A 22,329-nucleotide genomic window follows, 5' to 3' on the forward strand; every position below is an offset into this window, starting at 1 on the left:
GTAGGTAGTACCATCCCAGTTAAAATCTTAGAGTTGCGTTACTGAACAAGCTTGTCCCATACTTGCTTGCAGACGATTACTCAAAAGCTCCAAGATATTTCTAGCGAGTAACGTGTCTTGTGCCAGCACTGCCTCAAAATTCTCGGCATTGATTCTGAGTGTCTTGGTTCTAGTACCAGATGCGACGATGGTTGACGCATAATTGGTGTGGTTTAATACTTCCAATTCACCAATCGTTTGTCCAGGTGAAATCATACCTGACATATCTTGATTGCCCATACTTTGGCTGACTCTCGCCTCACCATCAATTAAAACAATCAGATCATGAGCAGGTGTACCCATCCGGCAAATTTCTTCTTCGGGGCGATATACCCGCACATGGCTATTTTTCGCCAAATCAATTAAGACATTGGCTTTCAAACCGGAGAAGAAACTACTCTTATACAGCCACAATAGCTTTTCTAAGGTGCCTAAAGCATCGGCAATGGTATCTCCTTGTTGGGCTTGCATTTCCCACTGCACCAAAATCACGATGTCATCACCACTGCTGAAGCGGACAACATCACCTTGTTGGAGTTGTGTTTGCTGGTCAAGGATTTGTGTCTTGCCAATCCGCAGACCATTGCTACTACCCAAGTCTTTGACGCTCACTCCTTTTTCATCTACATAGAAGATGGCGTGTTGGCGAGAAACGCGGTTATCGGAAATGATAATGTCGTTGCCAACTTCCCGTCCAACGCGCACTGTAGACTGTTGAAATACTCTTCGTTCTACACGTCCCATGATTTTGATTTGAGCAATCATGGTCGGGACTGTGGTTTTGGTGTGGGGCTGTCCTTGACCAAGAATCCTTTCGGCTGTTTCAATCACTAAACCATCTTTGATGGTCTTTGTATCTAGCAGCTGACGGGCTTGTTGGAAACCCAGGCTGGGATCAATTTGATGTAGCGCATACAAACTGGCTGCTTGGACTAAGGGATCAATGTCTTGCAAAAGTTGCATTAAGACATCAATAATCACATCAGAACGTAAAGCAGGTTCGGGAATTTGGGTAGGCGCGACGATGGAACTCCAAGTGGCGGTGGTTTGATTGGCATTGCGAGTGGCATTATTGTTCCCCGGAACGTCGATTTGGGTATCGGCGATGCCATTATTAAAGTCTGTCGTGAGGGGAACTGATTGAGTTACTAGGTCTTTGGCTTGACGTAAGGCAGAGATCACTCTCATACTCAAACGAGACATCCATCTGGACTGCTCTTCATTTGATCGCAGAATTTCTCCAAGGATGTTGGCTGCTAGTACACCAATGGAACGAGCAATATCCAGGGCTTCGGGGGTATCTCCTAAAATTTCTAGGATGCTGAGTAACTGGGTAACAATCAGTTTTTGTTTTTCCTGGACTGCTTGTCGCAGCAAGAGGTAAACAGGTGCGTGGGGGTTAGAAACTAAGTTTTGCAGGGCTTGATAACGAACAGCTAGGTCTTGTAGTTGGGAGAGTAGCTGTTCTGCTGTCCGCAGCAGTGCGCCATCTTGGTTAAACATTTCTGCCAAGACTTGTTCTTGTTCGGCAGATGTGATGGCATATTCTTGGCGCAAGCTCATAATTTGCTTTTGTTTGCGCTCAAAGGCATCTGCTAAGGGTGTACCTGTTTCTACAAGTTCTTGGATAACTAATTCGAGGGCGCGGCGATAACTGTCAATCCGCAGTTGATTTTCCCGGCTGAGTTGTCTTTGGGGATCAAGGAGGGATGGGTCTTCAACACCGAGTTCAGCGAGGACGGAGTAATGTTCTTCATCGCTGATGTTCAATTCTTTGCGGACATCTTTGAGAACTTCTAAGCTGTCGGCAGATTGGACGTTACCTTCTTGTAGAGATTCTTGCAATACACCTTTGTAGACGCGCAGTCTGTCGGCTCGGTTAAAACCAGGGAGGACTTTGGCTAGAACATAGACTTCGTTGGGTAGGAGGTCTTGGAGCGATCGCCCTTCAAGGAATTTGCTCCAATCTACTGCAAGTTTGTTCAACTGACGACGCAAGCTACTAGCCAAGCTCTCACGGGAATAATTGTCTCTGCTTCTGGCTAAACTTCTGTGTAACCACAAGCTGCTGACGAGAACGATGATGGCGTTGAGTACTAAAATCCCCCATTGGGGAAATAAGCTGATGTTGGGACGACCACCAAAGGAAAAGAAGACGTTGAAGGAGATAAATGTACACAACACAAAGCAGACGTGTAATATATCTTCTTCGCTAACGTTTCTACCTTGGCGCTTGAGGAAGGCGCGATAAACATTTTCTAAGGTTTGACAAATCAAGTAGCTGAGGGCGGCACAGATACCTATGGTCAAAGGAGAAGCAATGATTTTGGGGATGGGAATAGCTTGACCAAAGATATAAAAACCAGGGTTGAATAGGGTGCTTAACTGTCCTTCTTCATGTGTCCATGCTCCTGAGTAGTAGTAATCCCAGTTGCCTGCATACAAGAAGTAGTAGAAGTAGAAGCCAAACATCAAGCCAAAATAGGTGTAGAACACTAATTTTTGGTCTGGTCTGGTAATGCCTTCCCAATAAGAGCGTTCGGAGTCAATATCTATACAAGGAGATTGACAGCTGACGCAGGCACTTTTTTCGTTACCACTGGTATCTACCGACCGACACATGGATTGAGTGATACTTTGGGGCGGCTTGAGGTGAGCATCAGTACCTAACAATCCTCTGGGGCCTGTATAAAACATCTGCACGGGAGCCATTGGGCAGAAGTATTGACACCAACTTCTGCCTTTGAATAAATAACCTACACCAATGGAAGCGGAGATGGTGAATAGCAAAAACAGCGCCATTGCGGTGCGATCGCTATTCACAAATAAAATGCGGATGTTCAAGCCCAGGTAAAAGAGGAACATTTGCAGGTAGAGGTAATTCCGCCCTAACCAAGATTCCTTTTCTACCCCAGCTAGTTCATAACGCACGTTACCTGTGTCGGGATTGACCACTTTGCGCTTGCGTTGAATTCCTAAAGCGCGGGGAATTTGCGAGAAGAAATATAAAGGACAGATACGCCGCCAGAGTTCATGCCCAAATAACACCAAAATCATAATCCCGATGGGCAGTACCATCGCCCAAAAGATCCGCGCTCCCATCGGATAGGGTTGTTCTGGTAAACAGACACCTTGAACTGCGACGCAATCATCCGGATCGAGATACTTCTCCGGATGGAGATGAAAGGGACTGGCAGTATTACTGGGGTCAGTTAACCAAACTGAAAGGGGATCATAAAATAAAGAAAAGATTAATGTCAGCCAGCCGATCGCTAACAGCCACCTGACAATGTGCATCTTTTTTTCTGAGACTTGACTAATCATTAGTTTGCAGTTGCTATAAAGTTAGATTTCTACTCAGTAATAGTGGATAAAATTCCCTAGACTAAGAAGTACAAGTTCATAGAAAAAACCTTCAGCTACTAATAGTTTGTATGCTCACCTTGGCTCACAATAAGATTAGCTGCCCAAGCAACTTGATATTTGATTGCTGGTAAGTTAATTTACAGTCTAGTGATTATACAAATTGATGACACTGGTGCTTGGTGAAGTTTGTTTACTATGATGACTCCTAATATACGTACGTATGATGTTATAGGGTTTTGTGTGTCAGAAATTAAAAGTTTTCCTTAATCATTGTTTCACCACGGTAAAGTTTTTTCTAGCGGTGATCAGTTAAGTAGATTAATGGATTGTGCAGCAAGGTACTAGAGGTTCTTGGGCAATTTCTTCTAAACCTCCAGAGCGTAACAAATCTTCCCAATCATTTTTAATTGTCGGGTCATTCGGGCTAGATTTACGCAACTCACTCAGAATTGCTAAAGAATCTTCCCAAAATCCCGATAGGGCATAAATTGCTGCTTGTTCTTCTGGTTTGACTTGCTTGATTTCCGACATTAAGGCAGCATCAGGAGCAATACGTTGAATTGAGCCAGAAACTACATAATCTAGCTGCCGATCGCTGCGATCGCAAATCACGGAAAAGTCCCAGTGATAAGTTTTACCAGCTTTTAAACTCAGCACATCGGGTTTTTCTGGTAAACTCAGGCTGACAATACCAGCTTTACTTGGTGTTGGCAAGGTTTGTTGATACACAACATTATCTTCTTCATCTGACAATACCAGTTCCATAACTGGTGCAGATGTTTGCGGTACATAAAATAAAAATGTCGGATAAGCAGATGTAGTTCTTTGCATTACATCCAAGGTTGGTGTTAGTGCTGTTAAGCGTTTTTTCCCTGGCATACAAGCCTGACCACTTTCACTCAGACGTATACCACTGCGAGTTCCTCCCTGAATTTGCCGTGCCGGTTTGCCTAAGTTTTGAGGAATGTATGTAACATAAGTTGGTCGCTTGCTGTTGCCATTGCGGCGATCGCGGGCTACATAAATTTGGATATTATTCATCGCTGTGGTAGCGTAGCGATCGCCTGGTCTTTCCTGGAGTGCTTGTTTAAAATAATTTAAAGCGGCTGAGTAATTGCGCTGACGAGTCGCACTGTAACCCAACTGCATATATTTGTTGTAGTTTGATTGAGCTTGAGCAATGTTATCAGGTGCGGCTACTACTTTATCGAAGCTCACAGGCAACAGAGAGCCAAGCATTAAGGTAACACAGACGCATCTTATCAAGAAAAACGGTTTCATAGTCAATCCCTTCTCTGGGGCTTTACGGTATGTTCATACAACACAGATCAGTTGCATTTCGCATAGATATGCAAAATTTCATCTCTTCTTGTTGACAATTTTCAGGGTTATCTGTGAAACTCCTAGGTTCCTGTAATAAGGTAAGTCAGTATCTCCTGTGACAATTTCATCAGTAATTCACTACCTTTTTGAAAGGTTAATATTATTTAGCTAGTTGTTATGGGTGGTTTTTACGTAAAACTACTATAATCTAGTTGCAACTTGCTTGTACATATTTTTATGCTCAAGATTAGTAACAAATATGTAAATTAACCATCCTAAATTTTTGTTAAGTCGAACGTTGAATTTATTTATGGCAGAAGTCAGGAGGCAGGAGGAACAGTGTTACTATTCCTGGCATTCAATCTTTCAAATTGTCCTAACATATCTGCCTACTGTTTTACAGTTACTGAAATTAAAGATATCGCCGGATCAGGATTGAGAACTCAGAATGGCAAGGATTTTGGTAACGATTATGACAATAAAAGTGGAGATAAAGTGCTAGAGAGACTTCTAGGAGAACGCCACAGCGCCAAAATTTTTAATCTAATGAGAATAAATCGCAAAAAACTAAGTGACTAGATGGCATTCAACCCTGGCTTTACTTTGCCAATAACTCACCAATCAAGCAGCTAAAATCCCAGTTAAAAGTATACTTTTCTCCATTAAAAGTAGGGATAAAAACGCTATCAAGCAGACCCATCAATTCACTAGCTCAAAACTGTCTATTAATTGCAGAAAATTATTAATTAATACTTGCATAAAAATTTGCCTTTCGTTTTCATTCATAATCTTGAACTATTCTGAATAACTCGCAACACAACTGAGGTTAGTCAGCAGCCGTGATGAATTACTAAAACAAATCGCTACAATTGGGATGCGATAGGGAAGCATTATTAACGTATGAGACTGATTTCTGAGCCAGCAATTCCGGTAAAAATCCAAAAAATGAAGGAACGGGTAAGGTGGCGACATAGCAGTATTATCCAGCGCGGCATCGATCAAACTAGTATGGTAATTGACGATGGCAAAGATGATACTCCCGACTTTTCATTTTTGGTGATTGGGGATAGTGGGACAAAATCTCATTACGGACACCATCCGCAACGAGAAGTGGCAGAATTAATGCTGGCTCATCAAGATGATTGCCGTTTTGTGCTGCATACCGGCGATGTGATTTATGTGGTGGGTTCCCATGAATATTATCCAGCCAACTTTATTGAACCTTACCGTGAGTTTTTGGTGGGTGGCGAGAACCCCAAGAATATTGCTTACGATCGCATGATTTTTAACCTACCGTTTTTACCAGTTCTCGGCAACCATGATTATTATGATGTACCTTTTGTTTATCGCTGGTTAACAGGAAGTACACTCAGGCTACGGCGAATGCTGCGCTACAAAGATTTTGAAATTGGTTGGCATGGTTCTAATCAAGGAGATGCTTATGCACGCGCTTTTCTGGATTATTTAGCCCGTTTTGCTGCTCCCGAAGAATTAAATCATCATTTAGACCAGCGTTATACAGGCAAAACCGACACTGGTCGTTGTTTACGTTACATCCCAGGAGATTTTACCCGTGTACCTAATCGTTATTACAGTTTTCGGTATGGTGGTATAGATTTTTTCGCTCTGGATTCTAATACTTTTAATATGCCATCGCCTTTACCGACAACTCAAGCGGGGGAAATTTATCGTCAGGAATTGCAAAAAACGCCGCCAGGAAATAAATAAAGAAGAAGAGCAGATTTTGGCAATGAGCGATCGCCTAAATCCTGATGATCCGGCCGATGCGGAACAACTAGACGACCTCAGTGCTAAATTAGACCAAATTAACGAAGTCAAAATTGATATCGAAAAACAATTATCATCTCAGCATTCAGCAACAATTGATTTTGAACAACTAGAATGGTTGCGTGACAGACTAATTGAATCTTGGCATACCTCAGAAGTTCGCGCTAGAATTCTCTTTTTTCACCATCCTCCTTACGTTACCGAAGCCACCAAATGGAGTCAAGCCCAAACTTTGGCGGTGCGTCACCGTTTGCGTTGGGTATTAGAACAAGTCAAAGAAAATCTTGGTTCCTTAGTACAAAACCGCCCCATAGTTGATTTAATATTTAACGGCCATGCCCACTGTTTAGAATATCTCCGCACAGGCGATACCGGATATGCCGATTCTCATATTCCTTGTATTATCTCCGGTGGTAGTGGTCGCCGTCCCCGCCGCCAGCGCGTTGAAGGAACAGAATTGTTAGAGAGTTTTAGGGAACTTCCTGGTAGTCCTACTCGCAAAGTCGCCGACTCACTGCTGTATGTTGGTCGCTATGGTTATGGTTCGCAAACACGCTTACCTTATTCTTGCGTGCGAGTTGATGTTAAAGATGGTTGTCCACCTAAATTTATTGTTCGACCTTTAGTTGCAGAACGAGTGGAACAAAAATGGTATCAGCATGAAATGGAACCGTTACTGTTGTAAATGCTGATTTTAATCAGCGACTCATGGCAAAAATCTGTTCAGCCGTTAGCGGAATGTGCGGAAACAATAGCGAATCAATTCGCTCTTCTCCTCGAAATATCTTTGGAGGTAAATACTCTCCATTTTCTAGTTGATATATTGTGATCGTCGGCTGCTTAGGCGAACCAATAAACCGAATCCCACCAAAAGCAGCATAGTCTACAATTATGTACTCCAAAACACCTAGGTCTTCATATTCAGCCAGTTTTGTGAGATAGTCATCCTTCCAATTGTTGCTAACAACTTCAATGATTCCTGGTGGTGGAATATATGCAGCCGCAGAACTAGAACTAGTTTTCATCCGTTGCCATTCTTCCTTAGCAAAAATGACAATATCAGCTTTGCGGCTTTTTTCTTTTTCTCCCGATGCTGTCTTCAGCCGCACCTGTTTAGATTGTCGAGATACGTAGGGGAGGTCATTTGCTTGGCAATGATTTTCTAAGTAGGCGCATAGTCGTTGAATCAAATCTTCATGATTGGCATTTGGTTCGGATAATGGCACAGGAATTCCATCCCATAGCTCAAATTCTCTGCCTGAACCATCATCCCAGGCAAGAAACTCTGTAAAAGTCAGTGGTTGTGTGATGGCGACGTACATCGTTCTTGCTCTATTGCTGACGGGTACTTGACTCAATGCTATCAAGATATACAGCTTTGTCGAAATTCCCAGAATAAATATATTTTTCCCAAATTGGTATGGTGAACTGTAAATAGTTTTTATAACAAACGTTTTTTCATGCTAACGTTTGTTTAGCAAATGTTTTTGGTTCTATGAAGAGACGAATATCCTCCAAGCAATCTGCTGAAGTACCAAAGCAAGAAAGCCCATCAGTTAATCCACATACTTTTAGTGGACACGATCTAGACTGGGAGCCTTTGCCAGAATGTCTGAGTCACTGGACAGGCTTTGTACTTCACTGGGTGACTGAACTCGGCGCACAGTTTTATGCCCGTGCTATGACTCCCTTAAATCTGCGTCCGCTCCAGGTTGGTATCCTCCAATTACTAGCTGGTGAAGGTGCAATGGTTCAAGCACGACTGGGTGACAAACTTCGTGTTGATAAAGCGAGCATGGTTACTTTGCTCAATGACCTAGAAGCGCAGGGCTTAATTGAACGACGACCTCATCCGAGCGATCGGCGAGCCTATGAAGTTCATCTTTTAAAGGCTGGTGAACAACGACTCCAACAAGCAGAACATGTATCGATTGAAGTAGCAAAACAATTCTTCGCTGCCTTAACACTAGAAGAACAACAGATTCTCAATGAATTGCTAAAGCGTGTTGCAACGAGCAATGCTTCATGGAAATCAACGACAGCCAAAGATGTTGACAATTAACGTAAGTTTCTTTTGGGGTTATATGAATATGATTCCAGCAGACAGCAGATGTTCTTGACTGATGAGGCTTAGTAAGTATTTCTATTACCTCAGAAGCCGTTAATTGATTTGCATTCATAAGTAATATAGGAAATACAAACATCATGAGCATAGAAATTATTGTTTTCGTGATTGCAGCTTCTACAACATTTTTCAACAATGCTCTGCATTGGTACACACAGGTCACTACTTATCCACTTTTTGGTTGGGTTGGACAAACAGAGTTTGTATCGTTTCACAAAGAATATGAGCGCAGGCTCCCGTTTAGTATCTACATACCTTACATGTTGTTGATGCTAAGTACACTGCTACTGGTATTTGTACATCCAGTAGAAGTTAAGCTTGGCTGGGTACTTATGTTGCTTGTGCTGAACGCATCAATTATGATAATCAGCCTCACGTTTGCTGTTCCAATTCATAATCGACTCCAGCGCCAAGGTTACTCCGATAAAGGCAGCATTCGGAGACTTATTCAATATAACAGTGTTAGACTCATTGCCTCATCAGCTAGTAGCGTTATTATGCTGTATTTGCTGATAGGTTTGTTGCTAAATCGAACAGCAACTTCCCTATAGCTTTATGCTCTCATAGTCATGCTTATACCAATTTGAAAAAAGAATGCGACAGATAGAAATCAGGAAAGTCTGACTGGAGCTACATTTCTTAATTGCGAATTGCGAATTGCAAATTGCGAATTGGTATTACTATCTGGCTAACAACCGCGCTGCATCAGAATTAATCTGGGTCGTCGGTAAGATGCTCCCGGTGATCTGTGTCTGAAGCGCGGGAAAGTTAAATGCCGAATGGCTTTGTATGGATGTGATAAAACTGACTATTATCTTGGTTGCTTAAGAAGCCTCACTTATTCACCAGTCAGTTAAGAGAATAGTAGCGACTGTCTTGAAAGTAAGCAAATCAGCAATGATGAGTGAGTGCGATCGCTCCAACTCCAGCGATAATGACAATGTCCTCAAAGTAAGCAAATCAGCAATGATGAGTGCGATCGCTCCAAGTCAAACGATAATTAATATACACGTAAAGTAAGCAAATTATATCCTGAATTTCTTAGTAATACTGGTCAAAACTTAGATAAATCAATACTTTTGAGAGCCAATACGGCGTATCTCTATTGCGCGGAGTTGGCTCTTGGAGAAAATTGCGCTCGCCTTCAGTGATGTCGTTTAAAGAGACTATCACGGCAACTAAACTCTTTTACGCATAACCTTGGCTCCTTCACGCATAACCTTGGCTTGATTAAACATAAGTTTAGCTTCTTCACGCATAGCCAAGGCTTGTTCACGCATAACCTCAAACTCTTTTACATTATCTCGGTTTACGTCAGCTATCTCTTTTTTAGCTGAGAGTGCTTTATTTTGAGGTTTCATTTTTAGAATTTTTTTTAAATCTGATTAAAGTCTATTTTGAAGCTGTTATTAACTTGATAGAAATTAAAAATATTTCATAATAGCCACGACCTCGCAAGTGAGTTGCGCTGTCGTGGCTTAGACTGAGTGATCTCTAAAGTTATATCAATTTACTGCTATTAAAAATCGTCATCTCAGCCAATAGCTTAAATCAAGCACTAATTAATTCTGCTTTACTAGAGGCTTTCTCTAGAATTGGCCTTTGATTTTCAATATAAAAACTATATCCATCAGGAAGAACATTCAACTTGATTCCCCAGAGTGCTAAACCCTCTCCCTTGTCGAGTAGATTCTCGTCACTGTTGCTAGTTTCACTGATATCTATAACAATAACTGCATTTTCACCAATTACTTTAAAATGGTTATCTTTAACGATCACTGCGGTATTCTCATCTAATCCGAGTCCCCACATATTGTTTTGATGAACAAGCCCTGAAAGTAAACGCCCTAAGCGTCCACGTTGTTCAAAATGAGAGTCAATTAATACTCCTTGAAGAAAACCCAGCCCTGATTCTAATTTATTACTCTGATAGCAAGGATTAATTTCAGAATCTCCTTCGATAATCATGATGTTTGACATGGCGTGAGCGCCAGCACTCGTCCCACCAATGACAAATTCTGGCTCTTGATAACGTTGATGTAAAATGGCTTCTAACTCTGTGTCTTTGAGTAAGTCAGATATACGTTCTTGTTTTCCACCTGTAAAAAATACTCCAGTCGCATTTCTTACTACATCCAGGGCTTTTGAAGCACTGGCATCTTCTTTACGAATTGTGTCAATGACTTCTACACTTTCAGCACCTAAGCGTTTGAATGTATCTATATAATCATCTCCCAGCTTCTCTAGGTTCCCCTGAAGCAACTGTTAAGACAACAATCCTGGCATTGCGACCTTGAGCAAGGTCAACAAACCGTTTAAGAATTTTGCATTCTCCATCCAAATCTACAGCACCACCAATAATTACTAAATGTCCTTGAGTTGAATGCAATAACATATTTTCTCCAATTATGCTTTTAAGCAACTAAAATTTATTTCAATAGTTGGTGTAATGTTAATCTCAAGAAACTCAACCGTAATCTCCTAGCTTTTTATTAACCAGAGAGTTAATCAAAAATCATTTTACCTATTAGGTTTATGTGGTTCAGGAAAATTAGCTAAAAATTCTAAGTTAAAGTTTGATTGAAGTACTAGTAAGCCATCAACATTGAATAAATATCTGACTCAGATAACCAGATCATGGTTTCATAGCCTATTCTTTCTATTTCATGCTCTATTCTTAAAGGCATTTCTATTAGATAGAGCCAGCTATTTGATTCTGGTCTATAGTTTTTAACAACACCTTTACCTCCAATAAATCTTACTTCTTGACCTTTAGTGAACTTAGGATTTATCAAAACCTTTGCAATCATGATGATTAATTCTTATCCTTAATACCGACTACTTATAGTTTTAGCTCCCCAAAAATCATCTATTCTCTGTCTTGGGTTTTATCATCTATACACCAAGAGTTTTAACTTCATTTTTTAGAACCTATATCTAGAGTCATGACGTATGTTTGAGTAATCTTATTTCTATTATTGCCATCAGTTAAGCTTGACTATTTACTTATATCAAAGTCAAAAGTTAGAGAAATATATCCCTGTATTTTAGATAACTGCAAAAATTTATATTTAACTATTCTAAAGCAGAAGTGTTGAATGTTAAGAAAAACCCGATAGAAATCGCCCAAAGTTTGGTAAAATTTGGGCGATAAACATAAATATATCTGTTTGATAGTGATTATAAATAGATTTCCTAAAATTGTCAAAGATATCCTGAGCCAACTGCCAAAAAATGATTATCCAGTCTTGAACAGCCGTCTGTTTGTCGAGTGCTGGCTATCTTATGTATTGGACAACAGCTTAACAAGTATGCGAGATGTGTTTAAGCGGTTAAATAATACAGGATATCCCGTAGATATTTCGACTTTCTCAAAAGCTAATTTGCATCGAAGTCAACAACCATTTCAAGAAATTTATGAAAAATTAAATAAGTTAGTCCAACAGGTAAATAACAAAAAATTACACGATAAATATGCTATTTGTCCAATTGATTCTACAATTATTACTTTGACGAGTAAGTTGTTATGGATTTTAGGATTTCATCAGGTAAAACTGTTTAGTTCGCTGAATTTAGCTACAGGAACACCTGAAGATAATTTCATTAATTTTGGGCATAACCATGATTATAATTTTGGTTCAAAAATGCTCTCAAATTTGCCAACGGATGCTGTGGGGGTAATGGACAGGGGGTTTGCCGGATTTAAATTTATCCAAGAATTAGTCCAGGACAAAAAATACTTTGTTCTCCGGATTAAAAACAATTGGAAACTCGAATTTCAAGAGTCAACTGGCTTAATCAAAATTGGCGCATCTCATGATGCTAATGCCTATAGAGTGGTGAGTTTTTGCGATTTAGAAACTCAAACCGAATTTCGGTTAGTGACTAACTTACCTGCTACGGGAGAAACGGCTGTTAGTGATGATGAAATTCGAGATATTTATCGATTACGCTGGAGCGTTGAATTGTTATGGAAGTTTTTGAAGATGCACTTAAAGTTGGATAAATTAATTACCAAAAACCTCAATGGCATCACTATCCAAATTTATACTAGCCTGATTGCTTATCTGATTTTACAGCTTGTCTCTATTCCTGAACAATGGAATAATACATTATTAGATAAATTTCGCTATCTTCAGTCTTGTATGTGTCAGAAAATCAGTTATGTTCATTGGTTTGAAGAGATGATGTTATGTTGACATTTTTTTGGCTTCTTAGAATCCGTGTAATTATTTATGTAAAGTTTTATATCATCATTCAACATTTCTGGCTCAGGAAGTAGCACAAAAAGCAAAAAATAAAGGAGCGCCATTTAAAGATTCTTATATTGATAAAGCTAAAATCTACACTTGGTTGGCATGGCAAGAAGAACCAGGTAGACAACTACATCAAGCTATTAAGTATAAAGTCCTAAATTCTCAACATCCAAACGCCCAAATATTTTTCACATGGTTTAAAAATCTCTACAATTTATAATCGTGTATTTTGCGCTTTCCCAGGAGCGATCGCCTATATGTTTGTAAAATATTAATGGTGGGCGATCACTGTTTTAATGTAATTTTTAATACGTAGATTATTTAGTGTAAATAAAACCATGTTCTCACCTAGAGGAGTTGAGAAATTTCTTGTGGGTGACTAAAGTGAACTGGGATGATTGTAGATTTAGGACAATGTTATGCAAACAAATTGGAAAATTGGGACTTTATTTGGTATCCCGTTGTTTTTAGACCCTTTGTGGTTTGTCATTTTAGGACTAGCAACCCTGAATTTTGGTGTGGCTTACCAAGAATGGGGGTCTGCTATCGCCTGGAGTGCTGGGATAGTCATGGCATTGCTGCTATTTGGTTCGGTATTGTTACACGAATTAGGTCATAGTTTGGCAGCGCGGTCGCAAGGTATTAAAGTTAATTCGATCACCCTATTTTTGTTTGGTGGGATTGCCGCAATTGAAGAAGAATCGAAAACTCCTGGTAAAGCCTTTCAAGTAGCCATAGCCGGGCCTTTGGTAAGTGTGGGGTTGTTTTTCTTATTGCGGATTGTAGAAATTTTTATCCCTGAGACTAGTCCTCTCAATATGATGGTGGGGGATTTGGCAAGAATTAACTTGGTTGTCGCCTTATTTAACTTGATTCCGGGCTTACCTTTAGATGGTGGTCAGGTGTTAAAAGCAGCACTGTGGAAAGTTACAGGCGATCGCTTTCAAGCAGTACACTGGGCAGCAAGATCAGGGCAAATTTTGGGTTATGCGGCGATCGCATTAGGATTTGCGGTAGATTTCTTTACAAAAGAATTAGCACTCGGTTTGTGGATTGCGATGATTGGTTGGTTTGGGATTCGTAACGCCAACACCTACGACCGCGTGACTACCTTACAAGAAACTTTGTTGAAGATGGTAGCTAGTAGTGCAATGACGCGGGACTTTCGCGTAGTTGATGCTGACCAGAGTTTACGCGCCTTTGCTGACGCATATCTATTAGAGAGTGCTGCACCACAAGTGTATTTTGCTGCGTCGGATGGACGTTATCGCGGTCTGGTGGCGATTGAGGATTTGCGCTTGGTCGAAAGAAGTGAATGGGAAACCCGCACTCTGCAAACTATTGTTCATCCTCTCACAGAAATACCAACAGTCACCGAATCAACTGCGATCGCCGAAGTAATTAACAAACTAGAAAATGAACAGTTACCACGTATTACTGTACTTTCTCCGGCTGGTGCGGTAGCTGGCGTAATTGACCGGGGTGATATTGTGAGTGCAGTTGCACAAAAGTTAAGTATTCCATTCACTGATGTGGAAATTAAGCGGATTAAAGAAGAAGGTAGTTATCCGCCGGGGTTGCAGTTGGGAGTAATTGCTAAGTCTACTGTTAATTAAATTTTTAACCGCCGATTAACGCGAATGGACGCTGATAGTTAGGAAAGATTATTTGTGTTGGTTCGTGAGTGTTGGCGGTTATTGTTTGATATCAGAATTTACTAGATTGATATGACCTGACTTTTTGCTTTGCCGCTTGCTGTCTGATACGTTTAGTTTCGGCTTTATTTGGTATGTGGGGTCTTTCACTTAATACCTGTTTTAACTCTGCATAGGTAATCTTAATTCCAGAGCCTTTAGGAAAATCACCATTGTTATAGATAACATAACCATCTGGATGAAAGAACCACTTGTAGCAATCATTTTTAATGCCGAGAAGTTCCTTTGTATGCAATTTTCTTAACCAATCTATGCCGTTCATGAATATCTCCAAAAAAATAATCAACAGAATCAAGTTTTCAAATTACTCTCCCATTCTTCTTCGCGCCTGTGCGCCTTTGCGTGAGATAAATGTTTTTTCGTGTATGGGACACTACCTTTAGTTATTAAAAATAATATAACCCACGAAAGAGTCAGAGCTTGGATGTATTTTCTAACATCGGGAGAGATGCTCTAGTCTCTAAGTGGCAATCATGGAAGAGTATGACGTTGTAATTATTGGGGCTGGTCACAATGGCTTGGTATGTGCTGGCTACTTACTCAAAGCGGGTTACAGCGTCTTGTTGTTGGAAGGGCGATCGCTTCCTGGAGGTGGTTGTACAACTGAAGAACTGATGCCTAATGAAGCGCCAGGGTTTAAATTTAACCCCTGTGCTATGAATCATTTATTTATATTCTTAGGGCCAGTTATTCAAGAATTAGAACTCAATAAATATGGTTTAGAATATCTTACCTGTGACCCAGTAGCATTTTGTCCTCATCCTGATGGCAAATATTTTTTAGCTCATAAATCTGTAGAAGCAACTTGTCAAGAAATTGCTCAATTCAGTCAAAGAGATGCCCAAAAATACGCAGAATATATTAAATTTTGGCAGCGTTTTGTTACAGCAATTACTCCTTTTTTCAATGCGCCTCCTAAATCAATTGTTGATATTGTTGGTAATTACAATCTCAATAATTTACATGATTTATTTTCAATTGTCGGCGGAACTAATATCACTTTAGATTTGCTGCGTACAGTTCTGAGTAGCCCTATAGATAATATCAATGAGTATTTTGATTCAGAATTTGTCAAAGCACCTCTCGCACGATTAGCAGCAGAATTAAGTTCACCGCCTTCCCAAAAAGCCATGTCTTTTGGGGCAATGATGTTGCTTTTACGCCATAATCCGGGGATGGCTAGACCAAGGGGTGGTAGTGGCGCACTGGTCGAAGCTTTAGTGAGATTAGTAACAAGTAAAAGTGGCGTTATTTTAACTGACAAAAAGGTAGAAAAAGTCTTGGTAGATGATGGTAAAGCTGTGGGTGTACGGGTTGCTGGTGGTCAAGAATATCGTGCGAATAAAGGAGTAATTTCTAGTATTGATGCCAAGCGTTTATTCTTGCAATTGATTGATGAAGGCGATGTAGATACAAATTTGCGAGAAAGATTAGACCGCCGCATTGTTAATAATAATGAAACTATCCTCAAAATTGATTGTGCTTTATCTGAACCTCTGCGTTTTGAGCATCATAATCATCGAGATGAGTATTTAATGGGTTCTGTCTTGATTGCAGATTCAGTCAAGCATGTCGAACAAGCTCATAGCGAAATTACCTTGGGCAAAATTCCCGACGATGACCCTTCAATGTATTTAGTAATGCCGACAGCCCTTGACCCTTCAATGGCTCCTGAAGATAAGCATACATTGTGGATTGAATTTTTTGCTCCTTATCAAATTGCCGGTGCAGAAGGTACTGGTTTAAAAGGTACGGGTTGGACAGATGAATTAAAAAATCAAGTTGCCGATAAAGTTATTGCTAAATTAGCTAATTATTCCCCCAATTTAAATTATTCAATTATTGCCCGCCATGTCGAAAGTCCGGCGGAATTAGGAGAACGCTTAGGTTCATATAAAGGCAATTACTATCACATTGATATGACCTTAGAGCAAATGCTTTGCTTCCGCCCATTGCCAGAATTAGCCAACTATAAAACACCAATTGAAAATTTATATTTAACTGGTGCTGGAACTCACCCTGGTGGGTCAATTTCGGGAATGCCAGGACGCAATTGTGCGCGAGTATTTCTGCACGCTGAGGAACCAATTTCTCAGACATTTAAAGAGGCAGGAAATTCGCTTAAGTCCAAAATTGCATCTGTTTTTCAAGGTTAGTAAATCTACAATCATTCACTTACAAAATTATCACCGAGGAAAATATGGTAACGAAAAATAGTATCTATGCGTTAGGAGTATTTACTAAGGCGCAAGAATTAGAGAAAGCGATTAATGATTTGCAAGCTTCTGGCTTTCCTCTAGAAAGAGTTTCGGTAATTGCTAAAGATGTCAAGCAAGGTGAAAGCATCGGTGAAGCACCACTCAGCGATCGCATCGGTGATCAAGATGTCAACGTTAGCTCACCCGTGGGAAATACGCTCACAGCAACTAGTTGGGGTACTTTGTTACTCGGTTTGAGCAGTCTGGCGCTTCCTGGTTTGGGTGCGGTATTAGCAGCAGGTTCTGTCGGTGTAGCTTTAGCTACTAGTGTGGCAGGTGTAGCTGTAGGCGCAGCCGCAAATCAAAATTTAGTCAAAGCTTTCACAGATTTGGGTATCCCGGAGGAGAGAGCCAGAATTTATAGCGATCGCCTGCAACAAAGCTATTATTTGCTCATCCTCGAAGGAACAGAATCAGAAATTCAACGCGCCGAACCAATTTTACGTGAACAAGATATTCAAAATTGGGGCGTTTATCAAGAGGGACTAGGAGCTAGAGGCTAGTATTTTTTGCTCATATCTTCTCTAGTCCCTAACCTCTAGCCTCTAACCTCTAACAGAAGTTTATCTAGTAATATCTATGCAGTTAAAGCCCATAAATCAGCAAGTCGTTGCAGTCGTTGGTGCTTCCAGCGGTATTGGACGTAAAGCAGCCTTGGAATTTGCTCAACGTGGAGGCAAGGTCGTGGTTTCCGCGCGTGGTGAATTAAAGTTAAAGTCACTGGTGGAAGAAATTCGCGGCTTTGGTGGTGAGGCGAATTATATTGTTGCTGACGTGCAAGAATTCGACCAAGTAAAAGCGATCGCTGATAAAACTGTCGAGTTATACGGAAGACTTGATACTTGGGTTCATGCTGCGGCGATTGGGATGTTTGCCACGTTTGACAAAACTACCCCAGAAGAGTTTAAGCACGTTATAGATGTGAGTTTGATGGGTCAAGTTTATGGTGCAATGGCCGCGTTACCGCATCTCAAGAACGAAGGACGGGGCGCACTAATTCATGTATCTTCAATGGAAGGTAGGCGATCGCTTCCTTATCAAAGTGCTTACTCTTGTGCTAAACACGGCATTGAAGGCTTTCTCGAAGCGATGCGAATTGAATTGATTCATGAGAAATGGCCTATCAATGTCACAAGTATTAAGCCAGCCGTCATTAACACTCCATTTTGGAGTAATGGTTTAACTAAATTAGGCGTGAAACCATCAGGAATACCACCTTACTATGACCCTAAAATTGTTGCCGATGCCATAGTTTATGCTGCTGAACATCCAATTCGTGATTTGTTAGTTGGAGATATAGCTAAATTGCTCGATTTGGCTCAGAAAATCTCGCCTTCATTAGTAGATTCGTTATTATTGCTGTTAGGTTTTAATCTTCAACGTAGTAGTGGCGAATTAAAATCTGAAGACGCAACCAACAATTTTTATCAACCTGTTCCCGATGATAGAGTTGATGGTGATTATCAAAACTTAGTCATACCTAGTATTACTGATGCTTTGGGTAAATTACCGCTTTTTCAATTAGGAACAGGCGCTTTATTAGCTTTACTTGCAGCACAAGCATTCAAACAAATTGAGTAATTGCATTGTTCAATTATTCGTAAAAAATACCCTCGACTTATGTAATAAGTCGAGGATGCAAACTTCCGCCTAAGTCGTATTTTAACAATAAATAAAAAAATTGATTTGACTTATTAAGCCTACCTTTTGATGGATTTAAAGTTTGAAATTATCAGTTGAATAGAAAGTGTTATGTCTTGCTAACTAATCGTCTTAAGCAAAGCAATCTGAGCAGATATATAAATTGAAATCACAAGATTTTAGTTAGCCAAAATACCAATTATTGGCTTGATTTCACAACACCTTGAAATCTACAAGATTTAACGTTGTGTATGATTTTTATTGAGAATTGGTATTAATTTTCTCAAAATTTGCACCATCACAGGAGTAATACAAAACATGGAAAATATTCAAACCGCAAAAATGGTAGAACGTTACTGTGCTTTAACCATTGGTATTCTCTATTTATTATTAGGTTTGGCAGGGTTTACACCAGCTTTGGTATCTTTACCTGGAACCCATGAATCTTTCATTCCTTTAGATGAATCTCCTAATGCTTATGCTGCGGGATTTGGTTATATATTTGGTTTATTTCCTACCAATTTTTTGCATGATTTAGTGCGATGTGCTGTTGGGTTATTAGGCATTGCTTCTTATAACAGTGCTAAAAGTGCGCGATTATTTAATGCCACTTTTGCAGTAGCTTACGTGGCATTAGCAATCATGGGATTATTACCATTTGCCAAGACATTTTTCGGATTTATGCCACTTTTTGGTAATAATGTTTGGATTAATTTCTTATCAGCGATCGCAGCAGGTTATTACGGTCTAATCATTCCATCTAAGGTAGCAGGTGTGAACGTTTCTCAAAATGTTTAATATTGCCCAAAGTATCACAATCAAGAACTGTAGTTTGCAAATTTGTAGGAGCTTTATATGCAGAAATCTAGCAAACAACAACAATATTTCCTTCAATATCTTTCTTTAATCCCAGTTCTGGCTGTATTTGCGATATCAATTGCTTTTTCTACCTGGGCAATTATTAATTACTTCTTCCCTGACTTGCTTTTCCATCCGATGCCATAAGTGATTTTCTATACATAAAATCAGCATCACCAATTCCCCAAAGGTGGGGGCGAACAGCAGTTCGTCCCCACTTAGATTTTTTCAATCATCAAGTTTGGTTTCTGACTTCTGACTTTTGCAAGCGAAAGCATCTAGATTTACCGATGACACCAGATAAGTTATTGTGGCATTGTGCTTGTGAAGACTTAATACGTAGTTATGCCAAAGCCGCGTTTTGTCCGTTTTTTTCGCCATCTGAATTGGCGCATTCTCAAAAAAACCTTTGCTCGGACAATCGAACGACGACTACTAGGACTTGCTGCTGAAATTGCTTTCAATGCTATGTTATCGCTGTTTCCGGCTATTCTGGCTGTACTGACAGCGATTGGTTTGTTGGCAGAATCATTACAAGATACTTTTAAACAGATGGCGGCTTTATTGAGTCAAGTTGCGCCAGAAGAAGCGATGATTTTGATTCGGGACTTTGCCAGCCGGGAAATTGCCCACTCTAAAAATAGTAGTTTGTTTTCTCTCAGCTTTGCGATCGCTCTTTGGACTGCTTCTGGTGCTATCAGTACAGCCATGACAGCATTTGATCAAATCCATCAAACTCCGCCACAACAAAGCCGTCCTTTCTGGCAATCGAAACTGATTTCATTGGGATTAACAATTGGTACAATAGTACTGTTGATGTTGGCTTCGTTTTTAGTCTTTGTTAGTGACCTACTATTAAAAATAGCCGTCTATGAGCATAGTTCTTTACTATTCTTACAGCACCTTTGGCAGTTATTACGCTGGCCTGTCAGTTTAAGTATTGTTGCTACCGCCTTTAGTTTTGTGTATCGCTATGGCCCTAGTGTCTGGAATTTTGGTACACCAATTATGCCAGGGGCAAGTTTAGCAGCGATTTTTTGGGCAATACTATCGTCACTATTCCGGCTTTATGTCACTAATTTTGGTAATTACAATAAAGTTTATGGTGCAGTCGGGACTGTGATTGTTTTAATGTTGTGGCTGTGGATGAGCGCAGCTGTGCTACTCATTGGAAATCAACTAAACGTGATTGTCGGCGAAGATATGCGCTATCAAAAGATAAAAAGTCAGGAAGCAGAGGAGCAGAAGAGCAGGAAAGCAGAGGAGCAGGGGAGCAAAGAAGCAGAGGAGCAGAAAAATAATCTCTAACTGTATACTCAGCACTCTAAATTAAGTATTAGAACAAAACCTTGTCAAATTACCAAGTAGCAGTAGAATATTGAACGGTTCCAACTTCAAAGAAGCGATCGCTTGAATGCCTGATTCTTCTCCACGGTTTTCTCATATTGATCCTGACGCTAAAGCACCTTCCTTGAGGCGACTGCGCCAGTTGAGTCGCGTAATGGACAAAGCCATCACTATTCCTGGTACGGAAGTTAGTGTAGGTTTAGATCCATTATTAGGACTGTTACCTGTTGGCGGTGATGTTTTGGGATTGATATTTTCCAGCTACATCATTTTAGAAGCTGCCAGATTAGGTGCGCCTAAAGCTACTTTGGGTAGAATGATTTTGAATATCATCATTGATAGCTTGGTAGGCAGTTTACCTGTAGCCGGAGACTTATTTGATTTTGCTTGGAAATCAAATGAATATAATCTCAAGCTGTTAGAAGAACACTTAAAAATTCCTGGCAATACAAAAAAAAGCCGATACTGGGTTTGTATTAGTTGTTTTAGTTGGCTTATTATTGCTAGGCATTGTTTTAATCACAATCCCAATATTATTAATTAGCACTCTGTGGCGAGTATTCACTGGTGGTTAGTTTAAAAGCATGAAAGATTGGTGGCAAGAAACTTTCCCTCAAGGTCGGCAAAACCTCATTATTACTGATGCTCAAGGATATCCTGTGCAGATTGCCTATGGAGAAAAAGGTACGGGTAAACCTTTAATTTTAATGCACGGTATGGGTAGCTGGAGCTATAACTGGCGTTATAGTGTTGAAGCATTATCAAAATATTTTCGGGTTATTTGTTTTGATGCTAAAGGCTTTGGATTTTCCGAAAAACCTTGTCTGCGCCGAGAACATGACGGTCATCAAGTAATTGAATTAGAGCGGATTATTCAAGAATTATGTGATGAGCCTGCGGTTGTAGTTGCCGAATCTTTAGGTGGCTTAGTTGCTTTAGCACTAGCACAGGAAAAACCTGAATTAATTGCGCGGTTAATAGTAGTGAATGTGCCAATTTTTGCTGACCGTTTGCCGCATTGGGCAATGTCGATTTTAGCTCATACACCCATCGAAGTTTTGCAAGCAATAGACTCTTTGCGGTTAGCTTATTTGGCTGCACCACTCGTCAGAGAAATTATGGCAATTGAGCGCCGGAGAGTGCTATTTGACCCATCAATTTTGTCTCAGGAAGATGTGTATTGGATTACTTATCCTTTTACAGAAATTCCCGGTACATTGGTAAAAGTTGCCGAAGATTTACAACTAGCGGCGCGAGAAATTGAAAACTTGCAAAGCAATAAACCTAATATGCTCACAAGAATTCAAAGTAAGTTATCTCATATTGAGTGTCCCACACTAATTTTATGGGGTGATAAAGATAGTTGGTTTCCTGCAAGTCACGGTGAAAAGCTTCATCAATTTATTGCTAATTCTAAATTTCAAATCTTGACTGATTGTTATCATGATGCTTCTACAGGTTCAGCCAAAGTGATTAATACAGAAATTTTGAAATTTTTGCAGGAAACAAATTTTGTTTAGTTATACCGATTCTATAAATAAACAATGCAAATTAAATGCTTAACCTAGCGTTCCTCGTCTGCTGATGTACAAATTTATCTGCGTGCATCTGTC

General features: G+C 40.1%; 22 protein-coding genes and 1 pseudogene. 15 read left to right on the plus strand and 8 right to left on the minus strand.

What is annotated here, in order from left to right:
- Positions 1-27 precede the first annotated feature (27 nt).
- Both ACX27_RS18120 and ACX27_RS18125 read right to left on the minus strand, forming a co-directional pair.
- The gene (locus ACX27_RS18120) at positions 28-3,363 is read right to left on the minus strand and encodes an FHA domain-containing protein (RefSeq protein WP_062294833.1); all 3,336 of its coding nucleotides are present in this window, start codon (positions 3,361-3,363) and stop codon (positions 28-30) included.
- A 360-nt stretch (positions 3,364-3,723) separates the two neighbouring features.
- Positions 3,724-4,623, minus strand: a complete 900-nt coding sequence (locus tag ACX27_RS18125) for a DUF928 domain-containing protein (protein WP_158507397.1) — start codon at positions 4,621-4,623, stop codon at positions 3,724-3,726.
- Positions 4,624-5,628: 1,005 nt separating this feature from the next.
- On the opposite strand from ACX27_RS18125, the pseudogene ACX27_RS18135 reads away from it, so the two are divergent.
- A pseudogene (locus tag ACX27_RS18135) lies at positions 5,629-7,201 on the plus strand (metallophosphoesterase).
- Between the two features lie 13 nt (positions 7,202-7,214).
- On the opposite strand, the gene ACX27_RS18140 reads toward ACX27_RS18135, so the two are convergent.
- On the minus strand, positions 7,215-7,838 hold the full coding sequence (locus ACX27_RS18140) for a Uma2 family endonuclease (protein WP_062294836.1): 624 nt from the start codon (positions 7,836-7,838) through the stop codon (positions 7,215-7,217).
- 173 nt (positions 7,839-8,011) lie between these two features.
- Here ACX27_RS18140 and ACX27_RS18145 point away from each other — a divergent pair, with 173 nt between their 5' ends.
- From ACX27_RS18145 to ACX27_RS32480, 3 genes are all read left to right on the plus strand, one after another.
- Positions 8,012-8,578, plus strand: a complete 567-nt coding sequence (locus ACX27_RS18145) for a MarR family winged helix-turn-helix transcriptional regulator (RefSeq protein WP_062294837.1) — start codon at positions 8,012-8,014, stop codon at positions 8,576-8,578.
- 143 nt (positions 8,579-8,721) lie between these two features.
- The gene (locus tag ACX27_RS18150; protein ID WP_062294838.1) at positions 8,722-9,192 is read left to right on the plus strand and encodes a hypothetical protein; all 471 of its coding nucleotides are present in this window, start codon (positions 8,722-8,724) and stop codon (positions 9,190-9,192) included.
- A gap of 325 nt (positions 9,193-9,517) precedes the next feature.
- Positions 9,518-9,661, plus strand: a complete 144-nt coding sequence (locus ACX27_RS32480; RefSeq protein ID WP_158507398.1) for a hypothetical protein — start codon at positions 9,518-9,520, stop codon at positions 9,659-9,661.
- A 158-nt stretch (positions 9,662-9,819) separates the two neighbouring features.
- Here the strand turns inward: ACX27_RS32480 and ACX27_RS18155 are convergent, their stop codons facing one another.
- The 4 genes from ACX27_RS18155 to ACX27_RS18165 all read right to left on the minus strand — a co-directional run bounded on the left by ACX27_RS18155 (position 9,820) and on the right by ACX27_RS18165 (position 11,451).
- Positions 9,820-10,002 (minus strand): hypothetical protein, encoded by a 183-nt coding sequence (locus ACX27_RS18155; RefSeq protein WP_062294839.1) that lies wholly within the window; start codon positions 10,000-10,002, stop codon positions 9,820-9,822.
- Between the two features lie 190 nt (positions 10,003-10,192).
- Positions 10,193-10,903: a cyanophycinase gene (locus tag ACX27_RS18160; RefSeq protein ID WP_335337711.1), complete on the minus strand. Its 711-nt coding sequence runs from the start codon at positions 10,901-10,903 to the stop codon at positions 10,193-10,195.
- Positions 10,869-11,036, minus strand: coding sequence for a hypothetical protein (locus ACX27_RS35385; protein ID WP_335337712.1), 168 nt, complete (start codon positions 11,034-11,036; stop codon positions 10,869-10,871). Before ACX27_RS35385 ends, ACX27_RS18160 begins: the two co-directional genes overlap by 35 nt.
- Before the next feature lie 193 nt (positions 11,037-11,229).
- Positions 11,230-11,451 (minus strand): hypothetical protein, encoded by a 222-nt coding sequence (locus ACX27_RS18165; RefSeq protein ID WP_062294840.1) that lies wholly within the window; start codon positions 11,449-11,451, stop codon positions 11,230-11,232.
- A 366-nt stretch (positions 11,452-11,817) separates the two neighbouring features.
- Between ACX27_RS18165 and ACX27_RS18170 the strand changes: the two genes are divergently transcribed.
- The 3 genes from ACX27_RS18170 (at position 11,818) to ACX27_RS18175 (ending at position 14,513) form a co-directional block, all read left to right on the plus strand.
- A complete protein-coding gene (locus ACX27_RS18170) occupies positions 11,818-12,840 on the plus strand; it encodes an IS4 family transposase (protein ID WP_083468767.1) in 1,023 nt (340 codons plus the stop codon).
- Between the two features lie 67 nt (positions 12,841-12,907).
- Positions 12,908-13,117 carry a DUF3226 domain-containing protein gene (locus ACX27_RS35390; RefSeq protein ID WP_335337837.1) on the plus strand — a complete coding sequence of 70 codons (210 nt, stop codon included), beginning with the start codon at positions 12,908-12,910 and terminating at the stop codon, positions 13,115-13,117.
- A 199-nt stretch (positions 13,118-13,316) separates the two neighbouring features.
- On the plus strand, positions 13,317-14,513 hold the full coding sequence (locus tag ACX27_RS18175) for a site-2 protease family protein (protein ID WP_062294842.1): 1,197 nt from the start codon (positions 13,317-13,319) through the stop codon (positions 14,511-14,513).
- A 91-nt stretch (positions 14,514-14,604) separates the two neighbouring features.
- Here the strand turns inward: ACX27_RS18175 and ACX27_RS18180 are convergent, their stop codons facing one another.
- Positions 14,605-14,874: a hypothetical protein gene (locus tag ACX27_RS18180; protein ID WP_062294843.1), complete on the minus strand. Its 270-nt coding sequence runs from the start codon at positions 14,872-14,874 to the stop codon at positions 14,605-14,607.
- 211 nt (positions 14,875-15,085) lie between these two features.
- Between ACX27_RS18180 and crtO the strand changes: the two genes are divergently transcribed.
- From crtO to ACX27_RS18215, 8 genes are all read left to right on the plus strand, one after another.
- A complete protein-coding gene (crtO, locus tag ACX27_RS18185) occupies positions 15,086-16,768 on the plus strand; it encodes a beta-carotene ketolase CrtO (RefSeq protein WP_062294844.1) in 1,683 nt (560 codons plus the stop codon).
- A gap of 44 nt (positions 16,769-16,812) precedes the next feature.
- Positions 16,813-17,373, plus strand: coding sequence for a general stress protein (locus ACX27_RS18190; protein WP_062294845.1), 561 nt, complete (start codon positions 16,813-16,815; stop codon positions 17,371-17,373).
- A gap of 76 nt (positions 17,374-17,449) precedes the next feature.
- Positions 17,450-18,451 carry an SDR family oxidoreductase gene (locus ACX27_RS18195; protein WP_062294846.1) on the plus strand — a complete coding sequence of 334 codons (1,002 nt, stop codon included), beginning with the start codon at positions 17,450-17,452 and terminating at the stop codon, positions 18,449-18,451.
- A gap of 378 nt (positions 18,452-18,829) precedes the next feature.
- Positions 18,830-19,309, plus strand: coding sequence for a DUF4383 domain-containing protein (locus ACX27_RS18200; protein ID WP_062294847.1), 480 nt, complete (start codon positions 18,830-18,832; stop codon positions 19,307-19,309).
- A gap of 57 nt (positions 19,310-19,366) precedes the next feature.
- On the plus strand, positions 19,367-19,516 hold the full coding sequence (locus tag ACX27_RS31010) for a PsaJ protein (protein ID WP_083468768.1): 150 nt from the start codon (positions 19,367-19,369) through the stop codon (positions 19,514-19,516).
- A gap of 198 nt (positions 19,517-19,714) precedes the next feature.
- A complete protein-coding gene (locus tag ACX27_RS18205; protein WP_062294848.1) occupies positions 19,715-20,677 on the plus strand; it encodes a YihY/virulence factor BrkB family protein in 963 nt (320 codons plus the stop codon).
- A 106-nt stretch (positions 20,678-20,783) separates the two neighbouring features.
- On the plus strand, positions 20,784-21,260 hold the full coding sequence (locus ACX27_RS18210; RefSeq protein WP_083468769.1) for a DUF4112 domain-containing protein: 477 nt from the start codon (positions 20,784-20,786) through the stop codon (positions 21,258-21,260).
- Between the two features lie 40 nt (positions 21,261-21,300).
- Complete coding sequence (locus ACX27_RS18215) at positions 21,301-22,236, plus strand: alpha/beta fold hydrolase (RefSeq protein WP_062294849.1); 936 nt, start codon at positions 21,301-21,303, stop codon at positions 22,234-22,236.
- Positions 22,237-22,329 lie beyond the last annotated feature (93 nt).

The sequence above is a fragment of the Nostoc piscinale CENA21 genome, from assembly GCF_001298445.1.
Lineage (GTDB): Bacteria > Cyanobacteriota > Cyanobacteriia > Cyanobacteriales > Nostocaceae > Nostoc_B > Nostoc_B piscinale_A.